The 12,776-nt window shown below is 74.6% G+C and carries 11 protein-coding genes; 4 read left to right on the plus strand and 7 right to left on the minus strand.

Annotated features, from left to right (window positions below):
• The first annotated feature begins 29 nt into the window (after positions 1 to 29).
• Positions 30 to 461: a pyridoxamine 5'-phosphate oxidase family protein gene (locus tag ACGF0J_RS20270; RefSeq protein ID WP_393147876.1), complete on the plus strand. Its 432-nt coding sequence runs from the start codon at positions 30 to 32 to the stop codon at positions 459 to 461.
• 109 nt (positions 462 to 570) lie between these two features.
• On the opposite strand, the gene ACGF0J_RS20275 is transcribed toward ACGF0J_RS20270, so the two are convergent.
• The 5 genes from ACGF0J_RS20275 to zwf form a co-directional block, all read right to left on the minus strand.
• Positions 571 to 2,397, minus strand: coding sequence for a protein kinase (locus ACGF0J_RS20275; protein WP_393147878.1), 1,827 nt, complete (start codon positions 2,395 to 2,397; stop codon positions 571 to 573).
• A gap of 326 nt (positions 2,398 to 2,723) precedes the next feature.
• The gene (gene eda, locus ACGF0J_RS20280) at positions 2,724 to 3,335 is read right to left on the minus strand and encodes a bifunctional 4-hydroxy-2-oxoglutarate aldolase/2-dehydro-3-deoxy-phosphogluconate aldolase (protein ID WP_393147880.1); all 612 of its coding nucleotides are present in this window, start codon (positions 3,333 to 3,335) and stop codon (positions 2,724 to 2,726) included.
• Positions 3,336 to 3,391: 56 nt separating this feature from the next.
• Positions 3,392 to 4,528, minus strand: coding sequence for a glucokinase (locus ACGF0J_RS20285; protein ID WP_393147882.1), 1,137 nt, complete (start codon positions 4,526 to 4,528; stop codon positions 3,392 to 3,394).
• On the minus strand, positions 4,525 to 6,489 hold the full coding sequence (edd, locus tag ACGF0J_RS20290; protein WP_393147884.1) for a phosphogluconate dehydratase: 1,965 nt from the start codon (positions 6,487 to 6,489) through the stop codon (positions 4,525 to 4,527). Before edd ends, ACGF0J_RS20285 begins: the two co-directional genes overlap by 4 nt.
• Before the next feature lie 47 nt (positions 6,490 to 6,536).
• The gene (gene zwf / locus ACGF0J_RS20295) at positions 6,537 to 8,048 is read right to left on the minus strand and encodes a glucose-6-phosphate dehydrogenase (RefSeq protein WP_393147886.1); all 1,512 of its coding nucleotides are present in this window, start codon (positions 8,046 to 8,048) and stop codon (positions 6,537 to 6,539) included.
• A 138-nt stretch (positions 8,049 to 8,186) separates the two neighbouring features.
• On the opposite strand from zwf, the gene ACGF0J_RS20300 reads away from it, so the two are divergent.
• The 3 genes from ACGF0J_RS20300 (at position 8,187) to ACGF0J_RS20310 (ending at position 11,277) form a co-directional block, all read left to right on the plus strand.
• Entirely contained in the window at positions 8,187 to 9,377 is a 1,191-nt protein-coding gene (locus ACGF0J_RS20300; RefSeq protein ID WP_393147888.1) for an ROK family transcriptional regulator, read from the plus strand.
• Between the two features lie 69 nt (positions 9,378 to 9,446).
• Positions 9,447 to 10,886, plus strand: a complete 1,440-nt coding sequence (locus ACGF0J_RS20305; RefSeq protein ID WP_393147890.1) for an OmpA family protein — start codon at positions 9,447 to 9,449, stop codon at positions 10,884 to 10,886.
• 118 nt (positions 10,887 to 11,004) lie between these two features.
• Positions 11,005 to 11,277: a hypothetical protein gene (locus ACGF0J_RS20310; RefSeq protein ID WP_393147892.1), complete on the plus strand. Its 273-nt coding sequence runs from the start codon at positions 11,005 to 11,007 to the stop codon at positions 11,275 to 11,277.
• 19 nt (positions 11,278 to 11,296) lie between these two features.
• Here the strand turns inward: ACGF0J_RS20310 and ACGF0J_RS20315 are convergent, their stop codons facing one another.
• Both ACGF0J_RS20315 and ACGF0J_RS20320 read right to left on the minus strand, forming a co-directional pair.
• Positions 11,297 to 11,926, minus strand: a complete 630-nt coding sequence (locus ACGF0J_RS20315) for a hypothetical protein (protein WP_393147894.1) — start codon at positions 11,924 to 11,926, stop codon at positions 11,297 to 11,299.
• Between the two features lie 119 nt (positions 11,927 to 12,045).
• A complete protein-coding gene (locus tag ACGF0J_RS20320) occupies positions 12,046 to 12,759 on the minus strand; it encodes a DUF2470 domain-containing protein (protein WP_393147896.1) in 714 nt (237 codons plus the stop codon).
• Positions 12,760 to 12,776: the final 17 nt, after the last annotated feature.

Here is a 12,776-nt window from a genome sequence, read left to right on the forward strand (position 1 = left end):
CTCATGTCACTTCACTTCCAGGAGGAAACATGAGCGAGAACCAGTCGGGGCCCGCCCCCCGGTCGCTGACCGAGGAGGCGCTGGTGAAGCTCCTCGGCGAGCAGCAGTTCGGGGTGCTGGCCACGGTCAGGCGCACCGGTCACCCCGCCCTGTCCACCGTGCTCTACCGGTGGGACCCGGCCGCTCGGGTCGTCAGGATCTCCACGACGGCCGACCGGCTCAAGGCGCGGCAGGTGCGCAACGACCCGCACGTCGCCCTCCACGTGCGGGGCCCCGACGTCTGGTCGTTCGCCGTCGCCGAGGGCGAGGCCGAGGTGTCCTCCAGCCCCGAGGAACTGCTGGCGTTCGCGGGCGAGCAGCCGGACCCCGCCGCCTTCCTGGACCAGCAGGCGCGGGAGCGCCGCGTGGTGATCAGGATCGACGTCTCCCGCCTGTACGGCACCGCCCTGGACCTCCCCTGACCCTCCCGGCCCTCGTCCTCCGGGCACCCCGGCGGCCCGCGGCCCGCGGCCCGCGGCCCGCGGCCCGCGGCCCGCGGGAACGATCCCTAGTCGCCCGCAGGAACGATCCCTAGTCGAACGTGACGCGCACGCCGTTGCTGAGACCCGAGTCGTGCAGCTCCACCCCGGCCGGCCGGGCGGCCCTGGGCAGCTCGAACACCACCGTGCCGGTGAAGGAGGCGCCCGGGCCGACCCGTACCGGCGTGATCTCCGAGCCCTCCTTGTCGAGCAGCCGGACGCCGCCGTGCAGCCGGTCGTCCGCGTCGAACAGCTTCTGCTGGCCCGGGTAGAGCACCCTGGCCTCCTCGCCGATGTTGTCCACCCGCACCGTGACCCGGCAGGTGCGCTGCTCGGCGGACCTGGCTGGCTTCGGGCACGCCGTGGCGGTCACCGCGAACCTCAGCCGGCCGTCCCGCACCGGGGGGTCGGCGCCGCTCGCGGCCGGCGCCCGCGACGCCCAGGCGATCACGGCCAGCACCAGCACCAGCAGCACCACGGCGATCACCACGGCCGTCACGCAGCCCGTGAAGACGCTGCGGCGCGGCGGGGTCGGCGCGTACCTGCCCGTCGGCGGCAGCGGCCCCTGACCCGTGTGCCGTCCCGCCGGCGGCGGCAGCGGTCCCTGCCCCGTCTGGTGGTGCGGCGCACGGCCCGGCGGCCGCGCCGGCACCGGACCGGTCCGCTCGGCGGGCGGCACCTGGCCCGTCAGGTGGGCGGGCGGCACCGGGCCGGTCCGCTCGGTCGGCGGCACGTGGCCCGCCGGGCGCACGTGCGGGACGGGCCCGCTGCGCTCGGCCGGGGGCACCTGCCCCGCCTGGGCGGCGAGATGGGCGGGCGGCACCGGACCGGTCCGCTCCGGCGGCGGCACGGGGCCGGGCGGCGGTTGCGGGGCGCGCGCCGTACGCGACGACGCCCGCGGGTGCGGTGGTGGAGCCGGCCGCCCCCGGCCGCCGGGGGGACCCTGCGGCCCGCGCGGACCCTGCGGGAACTCCGCCAGCGGCGGGAACTCCGTGGAGTTCCACGTGTCGGTGAGGTGGCGGGTCGCGGCGAGCTGCGCGGCCGGCTCGTCGGCCGCCCCCACCAGCTCCAGCAGCAACTGCCGCGCGGCCGGTCGGCGCGCCGGGTCGGGATGGATCGCGGCGGCGACCAGCCGGTCCAGCGGCGCGGGCAGCCCCCGCAGGTCGGGCGGCGCGGTGCGGGCGCGGGCCGCCATCACGTACGCGTCACCTTCGCCGAACGGGTGCCCGCCCAGTCCCGCGTAGGCGATCAGCGACCCCCACGCGAACACGTCGCCCGCCGGGCTGGTCCGGCCCTCGAACACCTGCTCCGGGGCGATCCAGCCGGGCGTGCCCATGACCATCCCGGCGTTGGTGTGGCGCGAGTCGACGTGCGTCGAGCGGGCCAGCCCGAAGTCGATCACCCGCGGGCCCGCCAGCGTCAGCATCACGTTGGCCGGCTTGAGATCGCGGTGCACCAGGCCGGCCGCGTGGATCGCGGTCAGCGCCGCCGCCACGCCCACCGCGGCCGAGTGCAGCACGGACGGCGGCAGCGCCCCGTGCTGGATCAGGTGGTCCTCGAGCGAGACGCCGTCGATGTACTCGGTGACGAGGTAGAGCAACCCGTCGTGTTCGCCGTGGTCCAGCACCCTGGCCGTGCAGAACGAGGCCACCTTGCGGGCGTTGGACACCTCCTCGTGGAAGCGCGCCCGGTAGACCGGGTCGGCGGCGTAGTCGCGGCGGATCGCCTTGAGCGCCACCTGCGCGCCGCCCTCGCCCCTCGCCAGGTAGACGGTGCCCATGCCACCCGAGCCCAGGCGGCTGACCAGCTCGTAGGGGCCGATCGCCGGCGGGTCCTCGGGCGTCAGCGCGGTGCCCGCGGAGCGGCCTAGCTGCCCCAACGTCGCTGTCCTCTCGCCGTCGTCATCCCGCCCGCCTCAACCGACCGATCCTCCGCCCGGCATGCCCTTTTCTCCCCAGACTCTAACGGAGGAAGGCCCTGCCCGGTGGCCACCTGACCCGCCCGGCGGCGGGTGGCTTCCGCCCGAGCCCCATGATCGCCCCGGCGCGGTGTCCCCGTCTCCGGCGGCCGGACCGCCCACTCGCGGAGAACGGCCAGTTCACGCGCGTGAGACGGCCGGACCCGACCATCGTCCCGCGCGTGCGGAAGCGCGTGAGCGCACCCGGCCGGTTTCTCCGGCAGGGTGCGCTCGCCGCCACAGGTGGTTCAGCGCAGGGCGGCGGCCTCCGCAGCGAGCTTCTCCACACGCCCCCAGTCACCGGCGGCGAGCGCGTCGGCCGGGGTGAGCCAGGTGCCGCCCACGCAGCCCACGTTCGGCAGGGCGAGGTAGTCGGCCGCCGTGCCCGGCCGGATGCCGCCGGTCGGGCAGAACCGCACGTCCGGCAGCGGACCCGCCAGCGACTTCAGGTACGGCACGCCGCCCGCCGCCTCGGCCGGGAAGAACTTCAGCTCCGTCAGCCCCCGCTCCGCCAGCGCCATCACCTCGGAGGCCGTGGCCGCCCCGGCCAGGAACGGCACGCCGCTCGCCACCATGGCGTCCGCCAGCGACGGCGTGGCGCCGGGGCTCACCAGGAACTTCGCGCCGGCGGACACCGAGGCGGCCACGTCGGCGGGCGTGCGGACGGTGCCGGCGCCGATCACGGCGTCGGGCACCTCGGCGGCGATGCGCCCGATCGCCTCCAGCGCGGGCTCGGTGCGCAGCGTCACCTCGATGACCGGCAGGCCGCCGGCCACGAGCGCCCGCGCCATCGGCACGGCGGTCTCCACGTCGTCGATCACCACGACGGGGATCACGGGGGCGAGGTCGAGCAGGCTCATGGGATTCTCCTCATCGGCCCGCGCGGGGGGCACGGTCGCCGGCCCCCGCGCGGCTGTCATACGCCCGTCAGGGGCGTCGCGGTGGTGGTGGTCAAGCTGCCGGCCGTGACCCCGGCGGGCGGGCCGGTGCTCAGACCGGCAGGCGGACCGGCGGGCGCGGCGGCGGCCCGCCGGGCGAGCCAGGCCGCCGCGCCGGTCAACGCGGGCTGCGGCGCCACGATCAGCATGGTCGCGATGGCGTCCAGGTATCCCGACATGGCCGGGTTCGCCGTGAACCTGGCACGGAAGTCTCCGGCGCACACCCGTTCCACGATACGGGGCAGCACGCCCCCGCCCAGGTAGACCCCGCCACGGGCGCCCAGGGTGAGGGCCACGTTCGCGGCGAAGCTGCCCAGCATCCCGCAGAACACCTCGATCGTCTCCGCGCACAGCGAGTCGTCCTGCCGCGCCACGATGTCGGCGGCGGTCAGCTCGGGCGCGGTCACGCCGTTCACCTCGGCCAGCGCCCGGTGCAGCCGCACCAGGCCGGGCCCCGACAGAATCCGCTCGGCCTCTACCTGGTCGGCCCCGGCAGCGGCGGACGGGACGACGCCGGACGGGACGACGCCGGACGGGACGGCGGCGGACGGGACGGCGCCGGAGGCGCGGCGGGCCTGGACGCGCAGGACGCGCAGCACCTCCAGCTCCCGGTCGTCCTGCACCGGCACGGTGACGTGCCCGCCCTCGCCCGGGAGCGGGACCCAGCCGCCGTCCACCGGCACCAGTCCGGCCACGCCGAGCCCGGTGCCCGGCCCGAGCACGGCCTTCACCCCGTGCCCGGGCGCCGGGCCGCCGACCCGCACCAGGTCGTCGCCGTCCAGATGCGGCAGCGACAGGGCCAGGGCCTCGAAGTCGTTGAGCAGCGTCGCGTTCGGCACGCCGAGGTCGTGGGCGGAGCCCGCCCACGGCAGGTTCGTCAGGGCGTAGCGGCCGCCTTCGACGGGCCCGGCGACCGCCAGGCACGCCGCTCCAGGCCGCGCGCCGCCGGCGTGATCGGCCAGGTAGGCCGCCACGGCGTCGGGCAGCGTGCGGTGCTCGGCGCCGGCCAGGACCGCCACCTGCGACGGCCGCGCGCCGGGGCCGGTGACCAGCCCGAAGCGCGCGTTCGTCCCGCCGACGTCGGCGACCAGCCACGGGTAGGGCAGGGCGCTCACCGTCCGCCGGTCCCCGCACGTTCGCCGGACACCGCCCGGGCGCCGGCCGGCAGCCGGCCCGTCTCCAGGTGCGAGGCGCCCGCCTCGGCGGCGAAGCCGAGGCCGGGACCGTGGTCGGGCGACTCGGCGCCGCTGATGCCGAAGATGCCCGCGCCCTGCTCGGCGTGCCCCGCCATCCGGCGGAACGTCGCGAACAGCTCCCGGCCGGTGCCGACCCACTGGGCGTCGCTCAGCGGCCGGCCGGCCGGGGTGCGGCGGGCCAGCTCCTCGGCCGGCACCAGCAGCTCCAGCGTCCCGGCCGCCGAGTCGAGCCGGATCGCGTCGCCCTCGCGCACCAGCGCGATCGGGCCGCCGTCGGCCGCCTCGGGCGACAGGTGGATGGCCGCGGGCACCTTGCCGGACGCGCCGGACATGCGGCCGTCGGTGACGATCGCGACCCGCTGGCCCCGGTCGAGCAGCACGGCCAGCGGGGGGGTCAGCTTGTGCAGCTCCGGCATGCCGTTGGCGCTCGGCCCCTGGTAGCGGATGACCGCGACGAAGTCCTGCCCGTCCAGCTCGCCCGCCTCGAACGCGCGCAGCAGTTCGAGCTGGTCGTCGAACACCTTGGCCGGCGCCTCGATCACCAGGTGCTCGGGCTTGACGGCCGACACCTTGCTGACGGCGCAGCCCAGGTTGCCCTCCACCATGTGGATGCCGCCGTCGGCCGCGAACGGGTCCGACACCGGCCGCAGCACGTCGAGGTCCTTGCTGCCCCCGGTCACCTGCTCCCACACCAGCGCGCCGTCACGCAGCTCGGGCGCCGACCGGTAGTGGTCCAGGCCACGGCCGGCCACCGTGAGCACGTCGGCGTGCAGCAGCCCGGCGTCGATGAGGTCGCCGATGAGCACCTGCATGCCGCCGGCGTCGCGGAAGTGGTTCACGTCCGCCTGGCCGTTGGGGTAGATGCGGGTCAGCGACGGCACCGCCTTCGACAGGCACGCCAGGTCGTCCCAGGTGAGCACGATGCCCGCGGCGGCGGCCATCGCCACCAGGTGCAGGGTGTGGTTGGTGGAGCCGCCGGTCGCCAGCAGCGCGACACAGGCGTTCACGATCGCCTTCTCGTCGACCAGCTCGCCGACCGGGGTGTACTCGCCGCCGTGCGCGGTGATCTGCACGGCCCGCCGTCCGGCCGCCTCGGTCAGCGCCTGGCGCAGCTCGGTGTGCGGGTTGACGAACGTCGAGCCGGGCAGGTGCAGGCCCATGACCTCCATCAGCGCCTGGTTGGAGTTGGCGGTGCCGTAGAAGGTGCAGGTGCCGGGGGAGTGGTAGGACTTGGCCTCGGCGTCGAGCAGCTCGTCGTGACCGACCTTGCCCTCGGCGTACAGCTGGCGGGTGCGGGCCTTGACCTTGTTCGGCAGGCCGGAGGTCATCGGCCCGGCCGGCACGAACACCGCGGGCAGGTGCCCGAAGTGCAGCGCGCCGATCAGCAGGCCGGGCACGATCTTGTCGCAGACGCCGAGCAGCAGCGTCGCGTCGAACATGTCGTGGGACAGCGCGATGGCCGTGGACATGGCGATCACGTCGCGGCTGTAGAGCGACAGCTCCATGCCGGCGCGGCCCTGCGTGATGCCGTCGCACATGGCCGGCACGCCGCCCGCCACCTGCGCGACACCGCCGGCCGCGCGCACCGCCGCCTTCAGCACCGGCGGGTACGACTCGTACGGCTGGTGGGCGGAGAGCATGTCGTTGTAGCTGGTCACGATCGCCACGCCCGGCTTGGCCGTGCCCCGCAGCGCCGGCTTGTCGGCGGCGGGCGCGGCGGCGAAGCCGTGGGCCAGGTTGGCGCAGCCCAGGTGCGCGCGGGCGGGCCCCTTGGCGCGCGCCGCCTCACCGTCGCGGCGGATCCGCTCCAGGTAGACGGTACGGCTGGCGCGGCTGCGTTCGGCGATCCGGTCCGTGATCTCCTGGATGACGGGGTTCAAGGACGCTCCTTCGTTGGGCTGACGGCTGCCGGGGTCGGTGGGCGGGGTCACGATTCCTCCTCGTGCCACGAACGGCCGCTGCGGCCGAGCAGCTCGCGGGCTCCCTGGGGGCCGGCCGTGCCCGCGGGGTAGGGCTCGGGCAGGTCGGTGGAGGCCTCCCACGCGGCCAGGATCGGGTCGATCCACCGCCAGGCGGCCTCGACCTCGTCGCGGCGCATGAACAGCGTCGGGTTGCCCGCCAGCACGTCGGTGAGCAGCCGCTCGTACGCCTCCGGGACGCGCGCGGTGAACGTCTTGCCGAAGCTCAGGCTCAGCGGCACCGGCTTGAGCGTGACCTCGCCCGCGCCGGGCTCCTTGGCCATGATGTGCAGCTCGATGCCCTCCTCGGGCTGCAGCCGCAGCACCAGCCGGTTGGGCGTGCCGCCCGGGAAGATGGAGTGCGGCACGTCCTTGAACTGCACGACGATCTCCGACACGCGCCGCGGCATGCGCTTGCCGGTGCGCAGGTAGAACGGCACCCCGGCCCACCGCCAGTTGCGGATCTCGGCGCGGATCGCGGTGAAGGTCTCCACGCGGCACGACTCCTCGGTCGGCGGGGTGGAGCCGGGCTCGTCGAGGTAGCCGGGCATGCCGTCGCCCTCGACGTACTGGCCGCGCACGGTGAACCGGTCGACCTCGCCGCCCGCGATGGGCCGCAGCGCCTGCAACACCTTGACCTTCTCGTCGCGGATGGCCTCGCGGTCGTTGCGGGCCGGCGGCTCCATCGCGGTCAGGCAGAGGAGTTGGAGCAGGTGGTTCTGCACCATGTCGCGCAGCGCGCCCGCGTGGTCGTAGTAGCCGCGCCGGCCGGGAGTGCCGACGGTCTCGGCGGCGGTGATCTGCACGTGGTCGATCCAGAGGGAGTTCCAGATCGGCTCCAGGAAGGCGTTGGCGAAGCGGAGCACGAGCAGGTTCTGCACCGTCTCCTTGCCCAGGTAGTGGTCGATGCGGAAGATCTGCCGCTCGTCGAAGATCGCGCCGACCTCGTCGTTGATGTGCTGCGCGGAGGCGAGGTCGTGGCCGAGCGGCTTCTCCAGCACCACCCGGGAGCGGGGCGTGACCAGGCCGGCCGCCGCCACCTCCCGGCAGAACGCGCCGAACGTCCGCGGCGGGCTCGCCAGGTAGAACACGCGGTCGCGGTCCTCGTGCCCGGCCAGCAGCGCCGCCAGCGTGTCCCATCCTGAACCGCCGGGACCGGCCTCGCCGTCGGCGTTCTGGACGCCGACGTCGACGGTCACGTGGTGCAGCCGGTTCAGGAAGCGCCGCCACCCGGCCGGGTCGTCGTCGGGCACCTGGCCGCCCACCTCGGCGTCCACCTTGCCGCGGAAGTCCTCGTCGTCCAGCCCGCCGCGCGACAGGGCGATGACGCGGGTCTCGGGGGAGAGCCGGCCGTCCCTGTCGCTGTGGTACAGCGCCGGGAGCAGCTTGCGCATGGACAGGTCTCCGGTGCCGCCGAACACCACCAGATCGGCCGTGTACGCGGCGGACGTCGGGAGCGCGGACGTCGAGAGGGAGGACAAGGCGGAACTCCGATGATCTGTAAGAGGGACAGAACGGACACTAGCCAGAGTTTGGGTCGTGCACAAGCGAAGTTTTGGCATCTGAGATGAAAAAGTCTGGAGTTTTCATTACCTAACCTCCTGTGGTTCACTAAGCCGATGGCCCGACGTACCGCCGCGACGCTCGCCACGAGTGGCGAGGTGCTCCGCCTGATCCGCACGGGCGAGGCCGTGACACGGGGGGACCTCGGCCGGGTGACCGGCCTGTCCCGACCCGCGGTGCAGTTGCGCGTCGGCGAGCTGCTCGACCGCGGCCTGGTCGTCGAGCGCGCCGACGCCCCCTCCACCGGTGGGCGGCCCCCGGTCCGGCTGGAGTTCAACGCCGCCGGCGGCGTGGTGCTGGTGGCCGCGCTCGGCGCGACCCGCACCCGGGTCGCCGTCTGCGACCTCGCCGCCCGCGAGCTGGCCGGCCGGGAGTTCGCCATGGACGTCGAGCAGGGGCCCGACGTGGTGCTGCCGCTGCTCATGGACACCTGGGACGAGCTGCTCGGCGACCGTCCCCGTTCGACGATCAAAGGCGTCGGCATGGGCGTGCCCGCGACCGTGGAGTTCGCCGAAGGCCGCACCGAGAGCGCCCGGGTGATGGCGTCGTGGACCGGTGTGGTGATCCCGCCGATCATCCGCGAGCGCTTCCCGGTGCCCGTGCTCGTCGACAACGACGTGAACGCGCTGGCCATCGGCGAGCACCGGGGCGTCTACCCGGAGCTGGGCGACCTGATGTTCGTCAAGGTGTCCACCCGGATCGGCGCGGGAGTCATCGCGGGCGGAGAGATCCTGCGCGGCGCCATGGGGGCGGCCGGCGAGATCGGCCACATCCCCGTCCGCGACGGCCTCGGCGTGCTGTGCCGCTGCGGCAACGTCGACTGTGTCGACTCGGTGGCGAGTGGCACCGCGCTGCTGCGCCAGCTCCGCGAGGCGGGCAAGGACGTCAAGACCATCGGCGACGTGACCGCGCTGGTGCGCGCCGGCGACGCCCGGACGATGGCCACCGTGCGCGAGGCGGGCCGCCGGATCGGCGAGGTGCTGGCCGGAGCGGTCAACATCCTCAACCCGTCGGTGGTGGTGCTCGGCGGCGACATGGCCGAGACGTTCGGGCCGCTGGTGTCCAGCATCCGGGAGGTCGTCTACCGCCGCTCCACCGCGCTCGCCACCCGGCGGCTCCGCATCGAGCCGAGCAGGCTCGGCGCGGGGGCGGGCATCAGCGGCTGCGCGGTGATGGTCCTCGACCATGTCCTGTCGCCCGACGCCGTGGACGACAGCCTGACCAGACGTGCAGCTTCCGCGTCATAGCGCCCCGAAAAGGGGTTTTTGGTGTGGCAACATGTGCCGAATGTGGCATTGGACTTTACGGCTACCTCTGTGGCGCTCGCTCTCGCTGTGACCGGCTGCGGTGTCGTGCCCTTGCCGGGGGCGAAGGACCCGGCGACGCGCCCCCCGTCCGCCGCCCCCACCCCGTCGGGTCCGGCGACGGCCACACCCCCGTCGAGCGCCCCGCCGGTCACCCCGGCCGCCGACTCCGGGCCCGCGCTGGCGGTCACCCACAGCTGGTCCGCCGACCTGCAGGACAACTTCTCCAGGAGCAGCGCCTTCGTCTGGGCGTCCGGCGTCGGGGTGCTCGACGCGCAGGCCCGGCGCTGGCTGATGCCCTACTGGCGGGGTGAGGAGTGCCTGTGCACCCACCAGGACCGCGACGGCCTGAAGTACTCCATCGAGCCCGGCGCGTCCATCGGCGTGTACGCCGTCGTGCCGGCCCCGGCGGGCGACCCGGCCACCGCCACGATCGTCACGCCGGCCGCCCCGCCCCTCGTCAACGTGCCCATCAGTGACGACCCGCCGGCCATGGAGCTGCCCGACCTGTCCGGCGTCACCCCGGTGCGCCACCCGGTCACCGCGCCGTCCGAGGCGCTCGACAAGTCGGAGGAGACCGCCGACGACGGCGAGGAGCTGCAGATCAGCCTCTCCTCCGATGTGCTCTTCGCGGTGGACAAGGCCAGCCTGACGGGCAGGGCGCGCACGGTCCTGGCGCGCACCGCCAAGCTCGTGGACGCCTCCTCCGGCACGACCGTCGAGATCGCCGGGCACGCCGACTCCACGGGCACCGACGCCATCAACGAGCCGCTGTCGCGCCGCCGCGCCGAGGCGGTGCGCAAGGCGCTCGCCGGGCTCGTCAGCCGCGACGACCTCCGCTTCACGGCTGAGGGGTACGGCTCGCGCCGCCCTCTCTACAGCAACGACGAGGAGGAGGGCCGCCGCCGCAACCGGCGGGTCACGGTCACCTTCGCCAAGCCGCCTCAGGAGGCCCCGCCGCCCACGGCTGCCGCCTCCCCCTCGACCACCCCGGGTGAGGCGACGGCCGCCGCGCCGGGCCCGACGGTCAGCGCCCGGTCGGAGGGCCAGCCGTTCACGGCGGAGATCACCGGGCTGCGCCGGCTGCCCGGCGGCCTGGGCGTCCTCACCTACCGCCTCACCAACCGGGGTGAACGCGAGGCCTGGCACCACCGGCTCAACTGGTCCAGCGAGTGGATGTCGTACCGCTACCACGCGGCCAGCAACGTCCGCGTCACCGACCAGGCCGAACGCCGCCAGTACCTGCCAGGCCGCGTCGAGGTGGCGGAGGACGACGGCCCGGCCACGTACTGCGCGTGCACCGGGATGGCGGGCGTCCGGCTGGGCACCGGCAAGTTCGCGCCGGGCCAGGCGCGGGAGTTCTGGAGCCTGTTCGGGCTGCCGGCCACCGCCTCCCGGCTCACCGTGAAGATCAGCGACTTCCCGGCCACCGAGGTCGGGGTGACCGGGTGAAGATCCACACCTTTCGGACAAGATCGACAGTTACGGATCTTTCTAGATCAACAAGCAGTAGCGTGGGGTCATCCGTACGGGCGGCATGTGCGCCGCTCATAACAGGAAGGACGACGTCATGCGACAGAAGGCCGCACGTTTCGGCGTGACACTTGCCGTGGCCGGCACCCTTGCCGCCGGTGCCCTCTCCGCCGCCCCGGCCAGCGCCACGACTACGGCCGGCACCACGGTCTCGGCCAGTGCCACGGCCGCGGGCTGGTTCCCCTACCAGGGCTTCCGGACGCTGACGAACTGCGTCAAAGCGGGTACGGCCAAGCTCGTCATGGAGAACTACAAGGAGTACGACTGCCGCTGGGACAGCCCGTACTACATGCTCTGGCTGAGGAAGTAGTCGCGTGAGGCGCTCACGCCTACGGTAGACGGGGTTGGCCCTCCCGGTTGTGCGCCTCCGGGGACCGCACGGCGCCGGGCCCGTCGTCGCGCGGGTCCCGCTGCCTCGTCCGGCCGGGCGGTGTGTGGCCGGACGGGGGGCCGCCCTTCGTGGGCCTGGGCGCCTCCGGCGTGGCCGGCGGGGGAACGCTCCGGGAGGGGTGGGCGGTGCCGGGCGGCCGGGCGGTCCTGACGGGTTCACGGGAGGCCGTCTGCTTCGGCGGCGTCGCGGGGAGCGTGCGGCGCGCGCGCTCCGGCTCCGCGAGCGTGCGCGTCCGGGACGGAACCGTGCGGGAAGGGGCCGCGCTGGGGGTGCCGGAGGGCTCCCGGCGGGGGGTGCCGGGGACGTGCGTGTCCGGAGGATCGGCGGAGCGCGTCAGATGCGCGGGCGGGACGGTGCTCACCCGGCCGGAGGAGGGGGAGCGGTGGGCGCCGCCCGTGGCGGCCACCGTGACCGGTCGGACCGGGCCGCCGGGCGGCAGGTCGGCGGGCGAGAGCCGGGTCCCCGAGAGCTCCCCGCCGCCCAGGACCGCCGCCGTGGTCAGCAGGATCGTGCCGGTCAGCACGCCGCCGACCATCAGGACACGTCCGCGCCGCTCGGTGTCGCTCACAGGGGCCGATGATAGTGACCCGGCATCACTGGTCGCGCTGTTCCCGGCCAATTGTGATCAAGACGATTGAGGGGCGGGGTCTCCCTCTGAGGGGCGTCGTTCCCCGGAAGCGGGCGGTCTCAGCAGGTGCACAGCAGGCTGCGCAGGGCGGTCTCCAGGCACTGCCCCGTGTGCGCCGGCACCGGCCACGGGAAGCGGACCAGCGACCCGTCCACGTGCACCGTCGCCCCGAACCGGTCGAGCTCCCACAGCCACACCTCACCCGCGCCGTCCCCCGGACCGTCGCCGAGGCGCCGGGAGACTCCGCCGGTGAGCTGCGCCCGGTGTGCCTCGTTGACGTGGGCCAGCACCCGTTCGGCTGTCTCGGCCAGCGGGTCGGGGTCGGCGTCGAGGTAGTCGTCGGCGTCGAGCATCCCGGACTCCTGGCCGGTCAGGTAGGCCACCTGGGCCACGTCGAGCCGCAGCAGCCGGGGCGCGCCGGGCTCGCCGTACCTCTCCAGCGCCTCGAACAGCGCCTCGTCCGGGCTCGCCGCCGCCACCGCGACCGCCGCTGCGCGCGCCTCGGCGGCCGGGACGGGCTGGGCCCAGCCCTGCACCTCGATCAGCCCGCGCGGATGCTCCACCTCGCCCAGCCGGCGCGTCGCGGTGAGGTTCACCGCGACGACCGCCTCGTCGTCGAGCCCGTGCAGTCGTTCGCCCGGCCGCACCAGCAGCACGGGACGGCCCCGCTCGTCCACGCCGCCCCGGGCGGGGGAGGAGACGCCGTCGAGGGTCATGCGGGCGAGAGCCGAGGACGCGGCGAGCGTGCGGACGCGTTCGGGGATCGGCAGCATGGGGGCTCCTTGAGATC

The sequence above is a fragment of the Nonomuraea sp. NPDC047897 genome (genome assembly GCF_043204415.1).
Classification (GTDB): Bacteria; Actinomycetota; Actinomycetes; order Streptosporangiales; family Streptosporangiaceae; genus Nonomuraea.

Excerpts from the sequence above, each read along its gene's own strand:
- eda (WP_393147880.1), bottom strand. The coding sequence starts at position 3,335 with ATGAGCCTGCTCGACCTCGCCCCCGTGATCCCCGTCGTGGTGATCGAC.
- ACGF0J_RS20310 (WP_393147892.1), top strand. The coding sequence starts at position 11,005 with ATGCGACAGAAGGCCGCACGTTTCGGCGTGACACTTGCCGTGGCCGGC.
- ACGF0J_RS20270 (WP_393147876.1), top strand. The coding sequence starts at position 30 with ATGAGCGAGAACCAGTCGGGGCCCGCCCCCCGGTCGCTGACCGAGGAG.
- ACGF0J_RS20300 (WP_393147888.1), top strand. The coding sequence starts at position 8,187 with ATGGCCCGACGTACCGCCGCGACGCTCGCCACGAGTGGCGAGGTGCTC.
- ACGF0J_RS20320 (WP_393147896.1), bottom strand. The coding sequence starts at position 12,759 with ATGCTGCCGATCCCCGAACGCGTCCGCACGCTCGCCGCGTCCTCGGCT.